At 59.9% G+C, this 18,805-nt stretch carries 18 protein-coding genes; 3 read left to right on the top strand and 15 right to left on the bottom strand.

The window, feature by feature from the left end; all coding sequences use genetic code 11:
• Window positions 1–7 precede the first annotated feature (7 nt).
• Genes HB676_RS31425 through HB676_RS31435 form a run of 3 tightly spaced genes read right to left on the bottom strand, consistent with a single transcriptional unit; the run spans window position 8 to window position 4,009 of the window.
• The gene (locus tag HB676_RS31425) at window positions 8–997 is read right to left on the bottom strand and encodes a hypothetical protein (RefSeq protein ID WP_213742384.1); all 990 of its coding nucleotides are present in this window, start codon (window positions 995–997) and stop codon (window positions 8–10) included.
• Between the two features lie 53 nt (window positions 998–1,050).
• Complete coding sequence (locus HB676_RS31430) at window positions 1,051–2,640, bottom strand: DHA2 family efflux MFS transporter permease subunit (RefSeq protein ID WP_213742385.1); 1,590 nt, start codon at window positions 2,638–2,640, stop codon at window positions 1,051–1,053.
• A gap of 52 nt (window positions 2,641–2,692) precedes the next feature.
• Entirely contained in the window at window positions 2,693–4,009 is a 1,317-nt protein-coding gene (locus HB676_RS31435) for an HlyD family secretion protein (RefSeq protein ID WP_213742386.1), read from the bottom strand.
• 174 nt (window positions 4,010–4,183) lie between these two features.
• Here HB676_RS31435 and HB676_RS31440 point away from each other — a divergent pair, with 174 nt between their 5' ends.
• Window positions 4,184–4,822: a TetR/AcrR family transcriptional regulator gene (locus HB676_RS31440; RefSeq protein ID WP_213742387.1), complete on the top strand. Its 639-nt coding sequence runs from the start codon at window positions 4,184–4,186 to the stop codon at window positions 4,820–4,822.
• A gap of 662 nt (window positions 4,823–5,484) precedes the next feature.
• Here the strand turns inward: HB676_RS31440 and HB676_RS31445 are convergent.
• Genes HB676_RS31445 through HB676_RS31470 form a run of 6 tightly spaced genes read right to left on the bottom strand, consistent with a single transcriptional unit; the run spans window position 5,485 to window position 10,284 of the window.
• The gene (locus HB676_RS31445) at window positions 5,485–5,874 is read right to left on the bottom strand and encodes a DUF6130 family protein (protein WP_249780551.1); all 390 of its coding nucleotides are present in this window, start codon (window positions 5,872–5,874) and stop codon (window positions 5,485–5,487) included.
• Window positions 5,871–6,335, bottom strand: coding sequence for a cytochrome P460 family protein (locus HB676_RS31450; RefSeq protein ID WP_249780555.1), 465 nt, complete (start codon window positions 6,333–6,335; stop codon window positions 5,871–5,873). Before HB676_RS31450 ends, HB676_RS31445 begins: the two co-directional genes overlap by 4 nt.
• Window positions 6,336–6,386: 51 nt before the next feature.
• Window positions 6,387–7,385, bottom strand: coding sequence for an alpha/beta hydrolase (locus HB676_RS31455; RefSeq protein WP_213742390.1), 999 nt, complete (start codon window positions 7,383–7,385; stop codon window positions 6,387–6,389).
• Between the two features lie 37 nt (window positions 7,386–7,422).
• Window positions 7,423–8,394, bottom strand: a complete 972-nt coding sequence (locus HB676_RS31460; protein WP_213742391.1) for an MBL fold metallo-hydrolase — start codon at window positions 8,392–8,394, stop codon at window positions 7,423–7,425.
• A 10-nt stretch (window positions 8,395–8,404) separates the two neighbouring features.
• Complete coding sequence (locus tag HB676_RS31465) at window positions 8,405–9,229, bottom strand: alpha/beta hydrolase (RefSeq protein ID WP_213742392.1); 825 nt, start codon at window positions 9,227–9,229, stop codon at window positions 8,405–8,407.
• Window positions 9,230–9,279: 50 nt separating this feature from the next.
• Entirely contained in the window at window positions 9,280–10,284 is a 1,005-nt protein-coding gene (locus tag HB676_RS31470; RefSeq protein WP_213742393.1) for an alpha/beta hydrolase, read from the bottom strand.
• 102 nt (window positions 10,285–10,386) lie between these two features.
• Here HB676_RS31470 and HB676_RS31475 point away from each other — a divergent pair, with 102 nt between their 5' ends.
• Complete coding sequence (locus HB676_RS31475) at window positions 10,387–11,286, top strand: LysR family transcriptional regulator (RefSeq protein WP_213742416.1); 900 nt, start codon at window positions 10,387–10,389, stop codon at window positions 11,284–11,286.
• A 33-nt stretch (window positions 11,287–11,319) separates the two neighbouring features.
• Here HB676_RS31475 and HB676_RS31480 read toward each other — a convergent pair whose 3' ends face one another.
• The 3 genes from HB676_RS31480 to HB676_RS31490 form a co-directional block, all read right to left on the bottom strand.
• Window positions 11,320–11,877, bottom strand: coding sequence for a cytochrome P460 family protein (locus HB676_RS31480; RefSeq protein ID WP_213742394.1), 558 nt, complete (start codon window positions 11,875–11,877; stop codon window positions 11,320–11,322).
• Window positions 11,878–12,127: 250 nt separating this feature from the next.
• Window positions 12,128–13,057 (bottom strand): dihydrodipicolinate synthase family protein, encoded by a 930-nt coding sequence (locus HB676_RS31485; protein ID WP_249780552.1) that lies wholly within the window; start codon window positions 13,055–13,057, stop codon window positions 12,128–12,130.
• Window positions 13,058–13,131: 74 nt separating this feature from the next.
• Window positions 13,132–14,490 carry an MFS transporter gene (locus HB676_RS31490; protein ID WP_213742396.1) on the bottom strand — a complete coding sequence of 453 codons (1,359 nt, stop codon included), beginning with the start codon at window positions 14,488–14,490 and terminating at the stop codon, window positions 13,132–13,134.
• A gap of 433 nt (window positions 14,491–14,923) precedes the next feature.
• Here HB676_RS31490 and HB676_RS31495 point away from each other — a divergent pair, with 433 nt between their 5' ends.
• On the top strand, window positions 14,924–15,979 hold the full coding sequence (locus HB676_RS31495; RefSeq protein ID WP_213742397.1) for a LysR substrate-binding domain-containing protein: 1,056 nt from the start codon (window positions 14,924–14,926) through the stop codon (window positions 15,977–15,979).
• Window positions 15,980–16,146: 167 nt separating this feature from the next.
• On the opposite strand, the gene HB676_RS31500 is transcribed toward HB676_RS31495, so the two are convergent.
• From HB676_RS31500 to HB676_RS31510, 3 genes are read right to left on the bottom strand one after another with little or no spacing between them, the layout of a single operon-like run.
• Window positions 16,147–16,401 carry a hypothetical protein gene (locus HB676_RS31500; protein WP_213742398.1) on the bottom strand — a complete coding sequence of 85 codons (255 nt, stop codon included), beginning with the start codon at window positions 16,399–16,401 and terminating at the stop codon, window positions 16,147–16,149.
• A 24-nt stretch (window positions 16,402–16,425) separates the two neighbouring features.
• Window positions 16,426–17,334, bottom strand: a complete 909-nt coding sequence (locus tag HB676_RS31505) for a cupin domain-containing protein (RefSeq protein WP_213742399.1) — start codon at window positions 17,332–17,334, stop codon at window positions 16,426–16,428.
• A 44-nt stretch (window positions 17,335–17,378) separates the two neighbouring features.
• Window positions 17,379–18,692, bottom strand: a complete 1,314-nt coding sequence (locus tag HB676_RS31510) for an MFS transporter (protein WP_249780553.1) — start codon at window positions 18,690–18,692, stop codon at window positions 17,379–17,381.
• Between the last annotated feature and the right edge of the window lie 113 nt (window positions 18,693–18,805).

Raw genomic sequence — 18,805 nt, forward strand, 5'->3', positions numbered from 1 at the left:
CGTGTCGCTAATGCTTCAACTGCGACATCAGATAGCGCGTGTAGGTTGGAATGCCCGAGATGTTGACATGCATCTCATCGGCGTAATTGGCCTGCGCCAATCCAGCGACCGAGGGGATGTTGAGGACATCGAAGCCACAACGATGACCGGCATCGGTGACCAGTGCGACGTATTGATCGTCCTTGTCGCGCCACGCGGCATCCTGCGCGCGATCGTAGCGCGGCGCCCAGGGCGGGATCACCACGGTCAGTTGGCGCGTCAGCGCAACCATGTCGCACAAGGCGCCGAGTTCGTAACGCGCCTTCGCGCCGGCAATATTCCAGTTGGCGTAATGCGCATGCGAGCCGATATCTACAGGCCAGCGGTCATCGGGCTGGGTGTGGCCGATGACATCGAGGCCGAACGCGCTGGGCTGCGCACCCATTTCCGCAATATGCTGATCGGCCACCAGCCGTGAGGCGAAGGCTTCGCGGATAAACCGGATCAGCGTGCCCACCCGCAGCGGCAGGAACGAACTCATCAGTTCAGCGACACCGAGCCGTGCCGCGACATCCTGCGGATAGACGGCGGCCGAGCGCACGCCCTCATTGAACAGGAAGGGTGCGACGCTGATCACGACATGCGCACTGCGAAAGCGGTCGGGCATGCGATGCATCGCCGCTTCAAGCGCCAGAGGCTCGCCGGCATCGTAGCCGAGATTGATCGCACTGCCGGGCGGCTTGCCGATCAATTGCGCGGCCAGTGAAGGATCGACCTGATAGACCGTGCGGCTCTCGCCGGCGAAGATCAATTCCGGCTTCGAGGCCAATAGCGGCAATTTGACCGCGAGCATGACCGGCACATCGTCGTGGACACGATCGGCTATCGCCAGCAATCCGGCCAGCACCGCGAGCCACGCCACCGCCGTCAGCCCCAGTGCCGCGGCAATCCATCGCGCGGACGCCGCCTGCGCGCGCGGCAGCGACGTCAATTGCGAGAGGATAAGGCCGCGCATCATGCCGCCGTTCAAGCATGAACCGCCGCGGCAGACAATATCCGGTTACGCCGGCGTTAATGTCCGCCGCCGCCTCCGGACAGCGCGGCCGGCTTCTTCAACAGCAAGACCATCAGGCTGAGGCCGAAATAGAACAGCGTCAGCATGAAGAAGGCGTCGCCATAGCCCATCACCTGGGCCTGGCGGTGAACGATCTGGGACAATTGCTTCATCGCCATCAAGGCCGCGTCGCCCATGCCCTGCAGGCGCTGGGTGAACATGTTGAGCGTTTCGGTCGCGGTCGCGTTACCCCAGGTCACCCGTTCCTGCAACCGCACGATATGCAAATCGGTGCGATCGTTGAGCACCTCGTTGATCACAGCGAGCCCGACCGCGCCGCCGAGATTGCGCGTCAGGTTGAACAGCCCCGAGGCATTCTTGACCCGGTCCGGCGCCAAAGTGCCGAGCGCGATATTGTTGGTCGGCACCATCGCGAACATCATACCGATGCCGCGCAGGATCTGCGGCACCAGGAGTTCATAGAAATCATAATCGCGGGTGATCCAGGTCATCTGGTAGGAGCCGAGCGCAAAGATGATCAGGCCGGCCGCGATGATCAGGCGCATATCGACCTTCTGCATCAGCCGCCCCACGATCGGCGCAACCAGGAACATGGTGATGCCGGAGACGAACATGGTCTCGCCGATCATCAGCGCGCTGTAGCCGCGCACTTCCGCGAGATAGCGCGGATACATGTAGGTCAGCCCGTAAAGTCCGATCCCGACGCAGAACGAGATCAGGCAACCGATCGCGAAATTGCGGTCGTTGAACGCCCTGATATCGACGATCGGCTCCTTGGCGGTCAGCACGCGATAGAAAAAGGCAATCGCGGAAATTACGCAAACCCAGGCGCAGATCGCCACTGACGTGTCCTGCATCCATTCATATTGCGGGCCTTCCTCCAGCACATATTCCAGCGCGCCGAGAAATCCCGCCATCGCGATCAGGCCGAACCAGTCAAAATGATCGAGCAACGCGAAATTCGGCTGATCGAAATCGACCAGCGTCAGCACGCCGACGGTGATGATCACGCCCGGCACGACATTGACGAAGAACAACCAGTGCCATGACATCGCGTCGGTGATGAAACCGCCTACCGTCGGGCCGATGGTCGGCGCCAGGGTCGCGACCAGACCAATAATGGGGCCGACGATATGGAATTTCGAGCGCGGAAACACCGTATAGGCCGATGCGAACACGGTCGGGATCATGCCCGCACCCAAAAAACCCTGGATCGCGCGCCACAGGATCATCTGCTCGATCGAGGACGTAAAGCCGCACAGCAGACTCGCGATGGTGAAGCCGGCAGCCGAGATCGCAAACAGCAACCGCGTGCCGAGCGCGCGCGACAGAAAGCCGGACAAAGGAATCGCGATCACTTCGGCGATCAGATACGAAGTCTGCACCCACGATATCTCGCTCGAACTCGCGGAGAGTCCGGCCTGGATATCGGTAAGCGAGGCCGAGACGATCTGGATGTCCAGGATCGACATGAACATCCCGAACACCATGATGAGAAACGCCACCAGCCGCCGCGGCGCGATGCGCTCGGACGGCGCGGCCGTGGCGTTCATCATTCCCGGTGCGGCGGCAGTGGCATCAGCCATGATGGGCTCGGCTTACATCTGATGGCATCGGGCGCACGGCCCGATGCAAGGATTATTGCGGGTGAATCATTGTCGGTGAATCCAGGTCGACATCGCTGTCGGCATCCTTGGCGCCTTCCTTGGTATCGACGGTGGCGTAGACCGACATGCCCGCGCGCAGCAGGTTCTGCCGCGCGACATCGGCCGGCACCCGCAGGCGAACCGGCAGCCGCTGCACGATCTTGGTGAAGTTACCTGTGGCGTTATCCGGCGGCAGCAGCGTGAACACCGAACCGGCAGCGGGCGAAATGCTCTCGACGACAGCCGCGAACTTGCGATGGCCGTAAGCGTCAACCGAGATCGTCACCGGCTGGCCCGGACGGATCCGCTTGAGCTGCGTCTCCTTGAAATTGGCATCGATGAATACATCATTCAGTGGCACCACATTGCCGAGCCGCTGTCCCATCACAATGAAATCACCGGTATTGACCATACGGTTGGAGAAAGTGCCGTCGACCGGCGCGCGCACCGACGTAAAGTCGAGATCGCGCTGCGCCTTGGCGAGCGAGGTCTTCAGTTCGGCCAGTTGGGCGCGAGCCTCGCTCTGCTGCGCCTTGTTGACCTCGACATTATTCAGCGCCGCATCGTAGGCCGCCTGTGACTGCTTCACGCCCGCAACGCCCTGATCGCGGCCGGCTTCGGACTGTTCAAAGGTCGCGCGCGAGGCAAAACCCCGGCTGGAGAGTTCGTGCTGGCGGTCGTAGTCGAGACCGGCGCGCTTGAGGCCCGCTTCCGCGGAGGCGAGTTGCGCCTTGGCTTGCTCGACCGCGCTTTCCTGCGCGGTGATCTGACGGCCGATCCGGTCGATGGTGGCCTGCTGGGTTTCGATCCGGGTGCGCGCGGCATCGACCGCGATGCGATAATCGCCGTCATCGATCTTGAAGACCACTTCGCCAGCCTTCACCAGCGTGTTGTCGCCGGCAAAGATGGTCGCGACATGCCCCGATACGCGCGCCCCGAGCGTGGTCGCGTTGGCGCGCACATAAGCATCGTCGGTCGATACCAAAAACCGTCCGACCAGAAAATAATGCACGCCATAGGAGGCGGCGGCGAGCGCGAGCAAAAGACCGACGCCCATCAGCACGAACTTGCGCTTGCCGGATTTCGGCGCGGCTCCAACAACGGGAGCCGTCGCGGCCGGAGCGGCCGGCTGGCTGGTGGGGTTGGCGGCGGGCCGTTCAGAAACCTCGGCGGTACGCGTTGCAGTTTCTTCCGAGAGCTTCGCGCGAAGCTGTTCGGCCAGTTCGGCGGCGTCACGCACGGACTCGTTGTCGGCCGGGCCTGGCTCGGTGCGAACGATACGTGCGGCCTGATCGCGTGCTGCGGCCATAACGGCCTCCTCATAAAATATCGCGGCGCCGGAAGGACCCAACATGGCTCCGCCGCACCGTCATTCACTAAATTATCATTGACCGAACGGTTCGGTCAAGTTATATTCGAATCATAGAGCAGGAGTCCTTTCCCGGCCGTTTCCACGACCGCGAGTTTTCGAGAAAAGATACTTATGGTTGCAGCCCCCTACCCCAACCTGCAGACATCATTTGACGAGGACAACGCGAAACGCCGGCAGATTCTCGCCGGCGCCAGTAAGGTCTTCATGGATCTCGGCTTTGACGGCGCCAGCATGGGCGAAATCGCCCGCGCCGCCGGCGTCTCCAAGGGGACGCTTTACGTCTACTTTGCCGACAAGAGCCGGCTGTTCGAGGCCATCGTCGCGCAGGAAACCCTCGAACAAGGCCGGCTGTCGTTCAACTTCGACCCCGAGCGCGACGTGCCGACCACGCTGCGGGATTTCGGCCAGAACTATATCCACCTGATCTGCCGGCCCGGCGGCGGATCGGCGATCCGCACCGTGATGGCGATCGCCGAGCGGATGCCCGATGTCGGCCGCCGCTATTATGAGAACGTCCTGGAAAAAACCATCAACAGCCTCGCCCGCTATCTCGAGGCGCATGTGTCCGCCGGCGATGTCGCGATCGAAGACTGTCAACTGGCCGCGTCGCAATTCATGATGATGTGCCAGGCCTCGCTGTTTCTGCCCTTCATCTTCCAGGCCGCCCCGCCCCCCTCGCCCGAGCGCATCGCGCAAGTCGTCGAAAGCGCGACGCAGATGTTTCTGGCGAAGTATGGGAAGCGGGGGTGAGTGTGGGCGCGTTGGTGTTTCCCGATTCAATTTTCAAACTATCCATTGGTCCGTCATTGCCGGGCTTGACCCGGCAATCCATCACTTAAAAAACTTTTGCGAAATTGATGGATGCCCGGGTCAAGCCCGGGCATGACGAGTTGTGTTCGTGCTTCTTCTGCACACACCTTCGTATTCCCGCGACGCGATGCGCCCGGGTTATGCCCAAAACTTCCGCCCTTGAGGGCGTGGGGAATGCCGGGTGCTCGCGCACCCGCAGCCGCGCGTGGTGTGTAGGTAACACGCGCGTTAGTCACCACGGATACGCCGAAACACCCGGCATTCCCGCACGCGATGGTGTTAACGGTTTCCTTCGTGCTCTCCCCGGTGATCGGGCTCTTTTGCCACCGTCGCCTCGCGGACACTTCCGCGAAACTTGACGCCAGCGTCGAGGCGTCAGGACCACACGACTTTGCCGTCCGCATCAGTGCCATTCGTCAAAGGCGCATCCGCGTCCACCGCATCCCATCCCGCGTCCGTGACGATCGCGATACGCCCCTCATGTGGGACGAGACGCGATGATTCTGCCTTTGATTTGGGGGCGCGATCAACAACGCCGCTTGCGACAGATTAACGCGACGGGCAAATCACGCGCACACAGCGTTCAAGGCGTAAACCACAAGTCAAGAGTCGCCAGCGGACGTCTGCTTTGATGGCTGTGCCGGAATCTCAAAAGCAAGCTCTTTGCTGTCGATCACCCGATGCGTGGGATCGGCGAGCTCGATCAGCAGGCGATGCGGACCCGGCGCAAGACCCTGGATGATCAACTCGCCGCTCGCATCCACCCAATGCCATCGCGCATCGTCAAGCGTGACATGCACATGACCGATACGCGGGGTCACGGCGAGCGCAGCAGGTCCGAAGACGGGAATGATGCGAAGGTTGGCGGCACGATATTGAACGACGACAAGGCCGCGTGACAGCGCCTCGGCGAGCGGCGGCCCAACGACAAGGCGTGCTGGCTCCTGCGAAGCTGGCGCCGCGATGGCCGGCAAGTCGAACGCGCTCGTCATGGCGCGAACCGCGTAAAGACGAAGTCGTGGTCCTTCACATTGGCCTGGTGGCAGGCAAAGCATGTTTCGTGCTGTGCCTGGTCCACCGCTCTGCCATCGATGAACCGGCCGAAGCCCCAGCCGCCGGTCGAGGCGTATTTTTTCGAGTCCTTGACCATGATTTGAACTGTCGTGCTGTGACCGGGAACGAAGGCGCCGGAAAACTCTGACGATGGCTCACGCTTCCAGGCGAGCTTGGCCAGTATCGCCCCGTCGGGGAAAGGAAGCGTTCCTTCGCGATAGGCCTTGATCGAGACGTCATTGCCGAGAATACCGCGAAGCTCGTTGAAGCCGGCTTCGTGTGACGGCGCTATCAGCTCCCATTGGCGATATCCCTCCGGGATTTTGACACCGAAGATCGGAGAGCTGTCGTCGGCACGCCCGGCCGTCAATAGCATTGCCGTGGCCAGGAATGCGGTCATCGCACCCAGACAGGTTATGACAACATGCCGTTTCATGGTGACCCCTCAAGATCAGATCTTGCGCTTGAGGAAATCGCGGATCAGCGGGACCATTTCGTCTGCTTTGTCTTCAAGCGCGAAATGACCGGTATCGATGAGATGGAATTCGACCTTGGGAAGGTCGCGCTTATAGGGATACGCGCCATCGGCGGGAAATATCTTGTCGTTCTTGCCCCAGACGATCAGCGTCGGCGGCTGGTGCTTGCGAAAATAAGCCTGCACGGCCGGATAAAGCGGCAGATTGGTGCGATAGTCGTAGAAGATATCCATCTGGATGTCGGCGTTGCCGGGCCGATCGAGCAGTGCCTGGTCTTGAACCCAGTTGTCCGGCGCAACGCGACTGACATCGGCGACGCCGTCCGTGTATTGGAACTTGGTCGTTTCCGGCGCGACCAGCACGTAAAGCGCCTTGCGGTGTGCTTCCGAGTGATCGGACCAATAGGCTTTGATCGGGTCCCAGAATTCCTTCAACCCTTCCTCGTACGCATTGCCGTTCTGCACAATGAGAGCCGTGATGCGGTCGGGATGCTTGAGGGCAAGACGCCAACCCACCGGCGCCCCATAGTCCATGACGTACATGGCGTAGCGCGCAACGCCGAGCTGATCGAGCAGGCCGTCAACCAGTTCCCCGAAGCGGTCGAAAGTATAGGCGAACTTCGCGCGGTCGGGCATGTCGCTCTGGCCGTAGCCCGGGTAGTCCGGGGCAATGACATGATAACGATCGGCAAGCTCCGGGATCAGATTGCGGAACATGTGCGACGAAGTCGGGAAGCCATGCAGCAACAAAACGACGGGAGCGTTCGCCGGCCCGGCTTCACGATAGAATATCTTGACGCCGTCGATCGTCCTGGTCCGATGATGTGTGACGATAGGTGCTGCGTTGCCCGGTGAGGCCGTCGCCGCGAACACCTCATGCGGCGAGGCGGCGCCGGCGGCCAATAGCGGCAGACCGAAGAAAATCTGGCGGCGATCCAATGAATATCGCTTGTCGGCAAGCTCGATGGTCTTCATGTGAGGCTCCAGGTCAAGGTGATTGGCACATTCGCGGTCAGACGCCCTCGTAGACCAGCCTGGTGAAAAAGCCGGGATCGATGACGAATTGGCCGAACTTGGCGTCGAAGGCCGCGGTCGGCTTGGCCGCGACCGTTTCGTCCCGCGATCGTCCCTGCTTCTTGAGCGCGGCAACGTTGTCGCGGACGGTAACGAGCATTTCGCGGAATTCCCTGAGCTCCGCCTTGTTGCTCACCGCCTTGCCGTGCCCGGGAATGATGATGGTATTGTCCGTTGTCGCCGCGAGGTTTGCGTCGGAGGCCGCAATCATCCCGTCGATGCTGCCGCCGGTCGAATAGTCGATAAACGGGTAGATGCCGTTCCAGAAGGTGTCGGCCACATGCACGACGTCCGCCTCGGCGAAAGTGACCGAAATATCGCTGTCGGTATGGGCGGAGCCGTAATATTTCATCGCAATGGACGCGCCGTTAAGCTTGAGGGCGTGTTCCTTTGCGAATATCTCGCTTGGAATTCCCCCCGGTGGCAGCGGCAGGAAATTATAATCCCAGTCTTCCACACGCTGAACTTCGCGAAGATGCTTGCGGGTGTTTTCCTGTGCGATGATTTTTGCACCGGCCGAATTCAGCCACGCATTTCCATCGGTATGATCGAAGTGCCAGTGTGTGTTGATGAGGTGGGTGATGGGATCGGCGCCGAGGTCAGCAAGCGCCCGAGTGACCTGAGGGCGTGACACGCCAATGCCGGCATCGACCAGAACTTTGCCGTCGGGGCCGGTCAGCACCGCGACGTTCCCGCCGGAGCCTTCGAGCACGCTTATATTGTTGCGCAGCCTGTGGGTGACGATCGGCGACACCGCGGCACTGTCCTTGATAAGACTGACGAGGCCCCGCGCTTCGGCGAAGGCCTGGCGCGGCGTGAGCCATCCGCCTGTCGCCGCCAAAGTGCCGCCGCCCACGCAACAGAGGCAAAACCCCCGTCGCGACAACAATTTCCCGCCTGACTGTTTCATGACTTTCTCCTCAGCTCCTAAGGAATGCGAGCACGTCACCATTGATGATGTCTGCCTGCGTGGTCGGCATGCCGTGCGGGAATCCCTTGTATGTTTTCAATGTCCCGTTCTTCAGAAGCTTTGCCGACAATGGCCCGGCGTCGGCGTAGGGAACGATTTGATCGTCTTCGCTGTGCATCACCAGCACTGGAACACCGATCTTCTTGAGGTCGGCGGTGAAGTCGGTCTGGGAGAAAGCAACGATGCCGTCGTAATGCGCCTTGGCGCCGCCCATCATGCCTTGGCGCCACCAATTCTGGATGATCGCCTCTGAAGCCGCAACTCCAGGCCGGTTGTAATTGTAGAAGGGACCTGCTGCGACCTCGCGATAGAACTGCGATCGGTTGGCCGCGAGCTGCGCCTGAAATCCGTCGAAAACTTCCTTGGGAAGTCCTCCCGGATTGCCTGATGTCTTCACCATCAACGGCGGCACCGCGCTGATAATCGCGGCCTTGTCCACACGGCTCTCGCCGTGCCGTCCGAGATAGCGCACCACCTCGCCACCGCCGGTGGAATGACCGACGTGAATGGCGTGCTTCAAATCGAGATGCGCGGTCAGCGTGGCAAGGTCATCGGCATAGTGATCCATATCGTGACCGTCACCCACCTGGGTGGAACGGCCGTGGCCGCGGCGGTCATGGGCGATGACGCGATAGCCGTGATCAAGGAAGAACAGCATCTGCGCGTCCCAGTCGTCGGCCGACAGCGGCCAGCCGTGGCTGAACACAATGGGCTGACCGCTTCCCCAGTCCTTGTAGAATATTTCGACGCCGTCCTTTGTCGTCACCGTATTCATCGTTCACATCCCTTCCACATTAGGTCGATTGACCGGACCTCTTTTGAACGTCAGCTCACGCCCTTGACGAACGCCAGAAGGTCATCGTTGAACTTGTCTTTGTGGGTGATCGTCAGCCCGTGCGGAGCATTGGGATAGACCTTCAACGTTGCTTTCTTAATCAATTTCGATGACAGCAGCGCTGTGTTCGCGATCGGAACGTTCTGGTCGTCCTCGCCATGGATGATCAATGTCGGGACGTCGAATCGTCTGAGATCCTGCGTGAAGTCGGTTTCCGAGAACGCCTTGATGCCTTCATAGGAAGCGCGTAGTCCAACCTGCATGCTCCAGAGCCAGAAGGCGTCCTTGACACCCTGAGACACCTTTGAGTCCGGGCGGTTGGCGCCGAAAAACGGTCCGCCGCCGAGGTCGCGGTAAAACTGCGCCCGGTCGCCAGCGACCGCGGCACGAATGCCATCGAAGACCTCGACCGGGACGCCGCCGGGATTGGCCGACGTCTTGAGCATGAGCGGTGGAATGGCAGATACCATCACCGTTCCAGAAACACGTACGGTCCCGTGCCGCCCGATGTAGCGCGCGATATCGCCGGCTCCCGCTGAATGCCCGACCAGAGTGGCGGCCTTGAGATCAAGCGATCCGATCAGGGCCGAGAGGTCCTCCGCGAAGGTGTCATAATTGTTGCCCTCCCACGGCTGGCTCGATCGGCCGTGGCCTCGGCGGTCGAAGGCAACGCAACGATAGCCATGCGAAGCCATGAACATCATCTGGTCGTCCCAGACATCGGCGTTGAGCGGCCAGCCATGGCTGAAGACGACGGTCGGTCCCTTGCCCCAGTCCTTGTAAAAAATGTCGGAGCCGTCTTTGGTCGTGATGGTGCTCATCCTGCGAACTCCTCTGCTGGCATGTGCGACCCGCAGGCTTGCATCCGCTGCACCGGCGGCAATCCCGGCCGTGGGCAACAATGCCAGCGTGGAAGCCGCAGCCATGGCGCCGATCAGAACGTCGCGACGTGAGGTGGCTCGGTCGTAGGCGTCGCAGCCGTTTTGGTCCGTCATGCAAAGCCCCCGGTTAATCACCGTGGTAGTGCGTTGCGGCGCCGCCGGGCAGTCCATATGATCGAGAAGGAAGTTCTCGAATTTTGGAAAGAGGGAGCCCCCATGGATCGCCTGGAAGCAATGTCTGTCATCATTGCTGTGACCGAGACGGGCAGTATCTCGGCCGCCTCGCGTCGTCTGAGGTCTCCGGTCGCGACCGTAAGCCGAAAGGTTGCCGAGCTTGAATCCCGCCTGAAAGCGCAGCTTTTTCAACGGACGTCACGGCGGATGACGCTGACCGACGCGGGCCGATCCTATATTGAGGCCTGCAAACGCATTATCGAACAGGTGGACGACGCGGAACGGGAAGTCTCTGGCGAGTACAGAATTCCAAAAGGGGATTTAGGTGTCACGAGCCCGTGGGGACTCGGGCACACGCATTTGTTGCCGCTCGCGGTCGAATTCCTCAAAGCCTACCCGGAAATATGCCTGCGGCTCATGTTGACCGACCGCATCGTCAACACGGTTGAAGAGGGCATCGATATCGCCATCCGGGTCGGCGTTCTCCCCGACAGCGGCATGATCGCGACCCGGGTCGGTTCGATTCGCATCGTTGTTTGCGCGAGCCCCTCATATTTGGAAGCGCACGGACATCCTAAGCAGCTTAGCGATTTGACCAGGCATGATTGCATCACGATTGACGATCACGCCACTCCGTCAACCTGGAAGTTCGTGCGCGGCAACCGCGCGACGATCGCTCCGATCAGGTCGCGGCTGTGCGTAAATACATCGGAAGCCGCCGTGCTGGCCGCCATCGAAGGTGCCGGACTGACCCGGGTGATGTCGTACAAGATGGACGCGGCAAAGCACGCGGGAAAACTCGCGATCGTGCTGGAAAAATTCGAGCCGGTACCGTTGCCGGTGCACATCATCTACGCCCCGCGAAAGCCGGTGCCTCTCAAGCTCCGCGCGTTTCTCAACTGGATAACGCCCCGCCTCAAAGTTCGACTTGCATTAACTTGACGCGCGTCTCGCGCCGGCAATCCTGCCGGCAGTTCACCGGTGCCCGTATTCCGTGAAAACGTAATCTTTTGTCTGCACGATCGTGTGGCACGCGTATCCGCACTTGGCATCGTTTGCCTGTGGCGGCTCGTCATTTAAATTGCCGGGCCGAAACGTCTCGGACGCGGCGTTATACTCGAACTCGGCATATCCCCATCCGCCACTATCGGCGAACCTCTTGCTATCCTTCACCATGAAATCAACGTCATGCTGGGTCCCCGGCACCGTTGGCTGGCCAGGATACGTTTCCTGTTTTTTCGGGATCCAATGGATTTTTGCCATCTTCGCGCCGTCCGGGAAGGGCTTGCCGTTACCGGGCACGCCCTCATTATAGGCGTCGATCATGGCGGGATTCCCCATGATCACGGCGATCTGGCCGCCATTCTCACTGATGGCAATGACCGACCAGCCCTCGTATCCTCTGAACTCGGAGAAGGCGAGGCCGCCGGGGACCTGCAGCGTGTACTTGTCCTCCGCCGAAACGGCTCTACCGCCGAGGACCGCGACCACCGCGGCAATGATCAAAATTGCCGAGAATGTAATTCTCTTCATCACTCTCTCCCGCGCTTCAGTTGAAAGTGCCTATTGATCTTTCAATGCTGATTCTATCGCGTTCTTGCTATTTCGCGATGCAATGACGGGAGTACGATCAACGATGTCGGCTGCGACAGATCAGCACAACGGGCAAGTCCTCCGTCGCGTTGCGCCGTCTCGATGGCGTCAACCTATAAGGTTGCCATGGCCAGCGGATGTCCGCTTTTAGTCTGGTGGCCTCCTGGTCCGGGTAGATGCGCGGGCAGTGTTAGAGGCCCCAACGCAGCGCCATCGCATCGAGGCCGCGGGCAAGTTCGATCAAGCCGGCGCGCGTTTCAGGCCTGAGCTGTTTCAGCGGATGACGTACGGCATCGGATTTGATCACGCGCCCTTCCTTCATCAGTACCTTGCAGGCCTGCAAGCCGCATTGCCGGTTCTCATAATTGATAAGCGGAAGCCAGCGCGTATAGGCCTCCGCGGCCTTGGCGCGATCGCCGGCAAAATACGGATCGGTGATCTGCCTGATACCGTCGGGGTAACCGCCGCCGGTCATCGCGCCGCTCGCGCCTGCTTCGAGATCTGCCAGAAGGGTAATACCTTCTTCGCCATCCCAGGGTCCTTCGATCGCATCGCCGCCAAGTTCGATAAGATCGCGAAGTTTGTTGGCCGCTTGCGGCGTTTCGATCTTGAAGTACGCGACATGCTCGATCTCTTTCGCCATGCGGGCGAGAAACCCGGCAGACAGAGGGGTTCCGGCGACCGGCGCATCCTGGATCATGATTGGAATGCCGATCGCGTCCGAAACGATCTTGAAAAACTCGTAGATCGCGGGTTCTCCGACCCGGAAGGTCGCGCCGTGATAGGGCGGCATGATCATCACCATGGCGGCGCCGGCCGCTTGCGCCTGGCGGGAACGATCCGCGCAGATGTGCGAGCCGAAATGCGTCGTCGTGACGATAACCGGTATGCGGCCGGCGACATGATCCAGCGAGGCGTGCATCACTTGCATGCGCTCCTCGTCCGTCAAGACGAATTGCTCGGAGAAATTGGCGAGGATGCAAAGACCCTGAGAACCGGCATCGATCATGAAATCAAGACAGCGGCGTTGCCCGTCGAGGTCAAGCGCTCCGTTCTCGTCGAAGATTGTCGGCACGACCGGAAACACACCGCGGTAAACCGTCTTCCGATGAGCCGCCATGATTGTCATTTCTCCATCTATGCGCAGCCCATGGCTCGCCACTCGAAACGGTCCGCTTGCCTTACCGGATATTATCAAGCAGGCAGCGGTTTGCCCCTCGTCTCCGGCAGGAAGAAGGCCGCGACAAAGCCGACCACGTAAATGCACGACAGGGTCATCGCAGCCTCTACGAATCCACCGAACATGACTATCATGGATCCTGCCAGCATCGGCCCCATGAACGAGATGAATCGCGGTCCGTTGAAAACAAAGGCAAGGGCGGTTGCGCGCATCCGTGTCGGGTAAAGTTCCGGAAGCCAGATCGGCATCCAGCTATGTTGTCCGCTGACGAAAATGGCGTTGACGAAGGCCAGCACCAACAATGCCCGCGGATCCTTGGTCAGGAAGAAAAGTGCAGGGGTCAGGATAAACGAGAGGGCGAAGAAGGTGAGGGTCACCGGTTTTCGGCCAAAAGCATCGGCAAGAAATCCGAATCCGGCATATCCGACGATCGCGCCTGCCGTAAAACACATGCCCACATAACTCGTCCATTGAGCGACCGGTATCCCTTCGGAGGCGGCGAGCGAACCGATGTAGGGCGGCACCCATGTCGAGATGCTCCAGAAGCCGACGGTCGATGTCAGCGACATCAGGAAGGCCGCGATGGTGTAGCGTCTGGTCGTTCCGTCCGTCAGCAAATCCGTGAGCGTGAAGCGGGTGATCCGTTCGTCCGACACCGAGAGTTGTTCGCCGCGGCGCTTGCGCTCTTGCGCCGCTTCGCGTCGATCATTGGTCTTTTCCCAGACTTCCGATTCCGGAATGGATCGTCGGATCCAGAGCGTCAAAAGGGCGGGGAGCACGCCGACCATGTACATGTAGCGCCAGCTGTTCGGTCCTATTGGCGCGATGAAAAGCCAGACCAGCGACGCCAAGAAAAAGCCCATGCCGAGCCCGCATTGCATGAGCCCGGCCCCCTTGCCGCGAGCACGGTCCGGCCACAGTTCGGCGATCATGGAGCTTCCGGTCGCCCATTCCGAACCCACCGCAATACCGACCATGAAGCGTAGAGCGGCAAAGGACCACCAGCTAAACGCAAACGCGGAAAGCCCCGTCATAATGGAATAGGCCATGATAGCCAGTACCATCATGCGCTTGCGGCCAATATAGTCGGCGAGGATCCCGCCGAGCAGGCCACCTATCCCCCAGCCAAGCAGGTTGATGCCGATAATCACGCCGACATAAAACGGAACCTGCGCGTGGAAGGCCGGATCGAGCAACTGACGTAGAGCCGGCCCTGCCGTCAGGATCAAGGCGTAATTCTCGAACCCGTCGAAAAGCCATCCCAGATTCGAGGCGGCAAGCGTGTTCCACTGCGTGCGGTTGAGTGTCTTGTACCAAGGCACATTGAGATCGTTCTTGCTGGCGATCGGCGTATCGGCGCTGATGTTCGTCATTGCTTTCCCCACCTGTTGTTATCGTTTTCTTTTTAGATACTCGATCCGAGCCGCAAGCCATCCGGCTGGCCTAGCGGCGCGACAAACAGCGACCGGGCGGGGTGCCGCCACGGCAAAAGATCAAACCAAAGACAGCGCCTTGCGGATAGGGCGATCTGTCTTCACGATGCGAGCAGCGCGCGTCTGCCAACCGTAATGGCGCGGAATCCAGTCTGTTCTATCGACCGGACTGACAAAGCGTCATGCGCGAGCGGCATCACTAGGGGCGACTCGGCCGACAGGGCTTGGCGTATCGATTGCCGTGTCATCACAATCCCCCCTCTCTCGTTGGTTGACCAAAGCTCACGCAAGCGCCTGATGATCCGCAGCCTTACTTCGCGAGCGCCGGTCAAACCGGCTCCATTTCCCGAGAAATGAGCCAGGATTATAAAAATTGACAGACCAAAAATTGGCGGTTTTAATTGAGAAATTCTCACTCATGGCAAATCCCGGCCCACAGAAGAAAGTCGATCTGAAAGGCGCAGCCCCGGCGCAGGCCGCAAATGGGATTGGCGCGTCTGGGATCGGCGCGACCCGTCGGCTACCTCCCCTCAATGCCCTTCGGGCCTTCGAAGCCGCCGCACGGCTGGGGAGCCTCAAGAAGGCCAGTGAAGAACTTCATGTGACGCCGGGCGCTGTCAGTCGACAGGTTGCGTTACTCGAAAATGACATCAAGGCGAAACTGTTCAAGCGGCAGCATCGCAGGGTCACCCTGACGGCCGTCGGTGCTGCGTATCTGGAGGATGTGCGGATCGCGTTCGATCAGATCTCGCGCGCGACCGCCAGGGCGACCACCCGACTGGACGACAGAGAGCTCAAGCTTAGATCGCCGCCTACATTTGCAATCCGTTGGCTGGTCCCGCGGCTGGCAAACTTCCACGCGGAAGAGCAGAATATTTCGGTCCAAATCACAACGTCGCACGATCCTGCCGACTTTGACCACGATGATTGCAATGCCGCCGTGCAATGGTCGGCGTCAATTGATCCAGCGCTTGAGAAGCATCTCTTGTTTGAGGATATGCTTTTCCCGATCTGCAGTGCCGATTTTCCTCGACCGGATGGCGGCTTCACGCTGCAATCGCTTTCCGAACAGTCCTTGTTGGACTCGATCCAACGCCCACTGGATTGGGCTCAATGGTTCAAGGCTGCGGGGGCGACGGAATTCGAACTCAAACGTCCGATGACTTTCCAAAGCTCGACCTTGACCTACCAGGCGGCCCTGGAGGGGCTTGGTATTGCGCTGGGCCAGCCTGCTTTTTGCTGGGACGAACTCAAAAGCGGACGACTGGTCGCTGCATATCCGCGAAAGGTGATCGGTAACTCCGGATACTATCTGACCTATCCAAAAGAGAGCCGGAATCTCAAGAAATTGCGGGCACTCCGCAGCTGGATTTCAAGGGAGGCTCGAACGACCCGCCTTCGCCAGCAAAGCGAAGAATGGTTTCGCTAGACAATCCCGGTCATCGGGATTTTTTGTCGCCGTCATCAGCGGACACTTCCGCCAACTTGAACGCCAGCGCCGAGGCGTCAGAACCACACGGCTTCACGGTCCGCAAGCCGATGCCTCGTTTCCCGGCGTAATGTCGCTGCGCGAAAGATATCAGCGCCGGAATGTTTTTACGGTTTCCGAGGATTTCGCTGGAAACGTTTCTCCGCACGCTGTTCGGATAGAGCGCGTTCGACCAGTTCGATTATTTGCGTTCTCACCTCGCGATTCCTGAGTTTCATAAAAGCCCGCAGCAGATCCAGGCCTTCTTCAGGAGTTGCTTCATTCATTTCATATAAAGAGGAAATCATGAGGGACACCCGTGAGCTCTTTGCGTCGAAACAGCTAAAGTCGCGGAAGAAAACGACCCCGAATTGTCCGGTCATCCACTCGGGGTCGCCACACTGCCTTCAAGTTGAAGGCTTGTTCCAGGAATCGAATTCGGGTTTGACCCAGGGCTTTCCCTTATCGCTGAATTGCTCCTGCTGATATTCAACCAGATGGCTGTAGTCCAATCGCGCGGGGGCGAAAATTTCAATGAGCGACGCGGTCTCGTCACCGACAGCGTAACCGCGATGCATGGCGAATGCCGGGATGATCATCGCCGTTCCCGCCGGCATGTCGTAGTCGACACCGTCCACTTCCATTCGCATGCCGCCCTTGGTGCATATCAGCATCATGTCATAGGGATGATCGTGCGGTTTGCGGTGATGGGCCTGCTGACTCCTGGGCTGCGGCGTGATCTCGGCCCATACCACCTGGGCATGTTCGGTGCGGATCGATTTCCGCTGCATGCGGCCTTGATGCAGTTTGTTTTCCACCGGCATGCCGGACAGTTGATACACCGGCAGTCGTTTCTTGCCGGGATCGTTGCGGGTGAAGGGTGTCCAGGTGAAGCTATCGCCCTTCACCCAATGCTCGCCCTTGTCGGTAAACTCGGTCTGATATGAAACCAGATCGATGTAGTCGGTGCGCGCGGGGGCGAAGACCTCGAACAGCGACGCCGGGCGGTCGCCGAAGGCGTAGCCGCGATGCATGTAATGAGCCGGAACGATCGTTGCCGAGCCGGCATCGAGCCGATACTCGACGCCTTCAACATCCTGCATCATCGTGCCGTCCAGCACGACCAGCAGCATGTCGTATGGATGGTCATGCGGTGTCCGGTGATTGTGCTGCTGTCCGGGCGGCTGCGGCGTAATTTCCCCAAATACGATCTGGGCGTGCTGGGTTCGCAGCGAGTAACGCTTCATCCGCCCTTCATGAAGCCGCGTTTCGAGCGGCAGATCGGCGATCTTGTATACTTTCAGGCGTTGCGACATATCTTCTCCCGGCGGCTGGTGTGTTCGGATCCTGTGGTTTCAAGTCACGGCGTGACAGTTGCGCTGGCTTTGCGCGCCGTATTCGCCCGTGCGATTTGGTCGCGTTCATTGTCTTCGGCATCGAGCGCGAGCAGGCTTCTGCCCCGCGTTTCCGGCAGCAGGATCAATCCGAGCAGCATGAGCCCATAACAGCTCACGGCCATCGCCCCCATGGCGATCCCGAGCGAGGTTTCATGTTGACTGAGGTAGCCAACGACGGTCGCGAAGGTCGAGCCCATCGCCCGACCGAAGCTGTAAGTAAAACCCTGACCGGTACCGCGGATACGGGTAGGATAGAGCTCGGCGGTAAAGGCGCCGATCGGCGAGAACGCCGAGAACACAAACACGCCGAGTACGAAACCGACCGGCAGGATGAACGTGTTGCTGATAGGTGCGAAGGCGTAGATCGTCATCACGACGATCGAGCCCAGGCCCGAGATCATGAACGTCGGCTTGCGGCCGATCCCGTCCGCAAGGATCGCGCCGCCAACGTAGCCGACGAACGCGCCGCAGATCAGCGCAAACAGGTAACTACCGCTGGTTACGGCTGAAAGCCCACGCTCCGTCCGCAGATAGGTGGGTAGCCAGATGGCGATCACGGTGGCGCCACCCTGCACGCCCATGATCATGACCGAAAGTCTCACCGTGGTCCAAAGGTATGACCGCTCGAAGATGGAGAAGAGATGGCCGATCCCGTGATTGGCCGCGCCCTCTCCCTCCTTCTGGTAGATGGCGGTTTCGGGGACGTGCTTGCGAATCCAGAACACAAGCAGTGCGGGCAGCACGCCGAGCCAGAACAAACAGCGCCAGGCGATCGATTCGGGCAGGAATGCGAACAGGCCCGTGTAGATCAACGCGGACGCGGCCCAGCCGATCGCGTAACCGCTCTGCACGATACCTACGGCGCGGCCGCGATATTTATCGCGGATCGCCTCCGACATCAGGACGGCGCCGATACCCCATTCGCCGCCGAAGCCCACGCCCTGAAGCGCACGCAGGACAAAGAGCTGCTCGAAGTTCTGGGCAAAGCCGCAAACGAAGGTGAAGAAGGCGTACCAAAGAATGGTGATCTGCAGCATCCGCACCCGGCCGATGCGATCGCACAGCATGCCGGCCACCCAGCCTCCGAGGGCCGACACCACGTAGGTCACCGTGCCGATCATCCCGGCCTGCGTATTGGTGATGCCCCAGGCGGCGATCAGTGTCGGAACCGCGTATCCGTAGACGTTGAGATCGAACGCATCCATGCCCCAGCCGCCCACGCAGCCGATCATGGTCCGGCGTTCGGATTTCGTCAGGTCTTTCAACCAGGCAAACATGAATCCCTCCCTCATATTGATGTCGGCATCGCCACTCTGCGTTGGCTTGCTCGAAACACTGGGTTTGCGTGTCTCTTTTTGGCTTTTGCGGTAGACCCCTTTAAACTGCGACG

The sequence above is a fragment of the Bradyrhizobium sp. dw_411 genome (assembly GCF_018449695.1).
Taxonomy (GTDB): Bacteria; Pseudomonadota; Alphaproteobacteria; order Rhizobiales; family Xanthobacteraceae; genus Bradyrhizobium.

Bases quoted from the DNA above. Each gene is read 5' to 3' on its own strand.
- HB676_RS31425 (WP_213742384.1), bottom strand. From the start codon at position 997: ATGATGCGCGGCCTTATCCTCTCGCAATTGACGTCGCTGCCGCGCGCG.
- HB676_RS31430 (WP_213742385.1), bottom strand. From the start codon at position 2,640: ATGGCTGATGCCACTGCCGCCGCACCGGGAATGATGAACGCCACGGCC.
- HB676_RS31435 (WP_213742386.1), bottom strand. From the start codon at position 4,009: ATGGCCGCAGCACGCGATCAGGCCGCACGTATCGTTCGCACCGAGCCA.
- HB676_RS31440 (WP_213742387.1), top strand. From the start codon at position 4,184: ATGGTTGCAGCCCCCTACCCCAACCTGCAGACATCATTTGACGAGGAC.
- HB676_RS31445 (WP_249780551.1), bottom strand. From the start codon at position 5,874: ATGACGAGCGCGTTCGACTTGCCGGCCATCGCGGCGCCAGCTTCGCAG.
- HB676_RS31450 (WP_249780555.1), bottom strand. From the start codon at position 6,335: ATGACCGCATTCCTGGCCACGGCAATGCTATTGACGGCCGGGCGTGCC.
- HB676_RS31455 (WP_213742390.1), bottom strand. From the start codon at position 7,385: ATGAAGACCATCGAGCTTGCCGACAAGCGATATTCATTGGATCGCCGC.
- HB676_RS31460 (WP_213742391.1), bottom strand. From the start codon at position 8,394: ATGAAACAGTCAGGCGGGAAATTGTTGTCGCGACGGGGGTTTTGCCTC.
- HB676_RS31465 (WP_213742392.1), bottom strand. From the start codon at position 9,229: ATGAATACGGTGACGACAAAGGACGGCGTCGAAATATTCTACAAGGAC.
- HB676_RS31470 (WP_213742393.1), bottom strand. From the start codon at position 10,284: ATGACGGACCAAAACGGCTGCGACGCCTACGACCGAGCCACCTCACGT.
- HB676_RS31475 (WP_213742416.1), top strand. From the start codon at position 10,387: ATGGATCGCCTGGAAGCAATGTCTGTCATCATTGCTGTGACCGAGACG.
- HB676_RS31480 (WP_213742394.1), bottom strand. From the start codon at position 11,877: ATGAAGAGAATTACATTCTCGGCAATTTTGATCATTGCCGCGGTGGTC.
- HB676_RS31485 (WP_249780552.1), bottom strand. From the start codon at position 13,057: ATGGCGGCTCATCGGAAGACGGTTTACCGCGGTGTGTTTCCGGTCGTG.
- HB676_RS31490 (WP_213742396.1), bottom strand. From the start codon at position 14,490: ATGACGAACATCAGCGCCGATACGCCGATCGCCAGCAAGAACGATCTC.
- HB676_RS31500 (WP_213742398.1), bottom strand. From the start codon at position 16,401: ATGACCGGACAATTCGGGGTCGTTTTCTTCCGCGACTTTAGCTGTTTC.
- HB676_RS31505 (WP_213742399.1), bottom strand. From the start codon at position 17,334: ATGTCGCAACGCCTGAAAGTATACAAGATCGCCGATCTGCCGCTCGAA.
- HB676_RS31510 (WP_249780553.1), bottom strand. From the start codon at position 18,692: ATGTTTGCCTGGTTGAAAGACCTGACGAAATCCGAACGCCGGACCATG.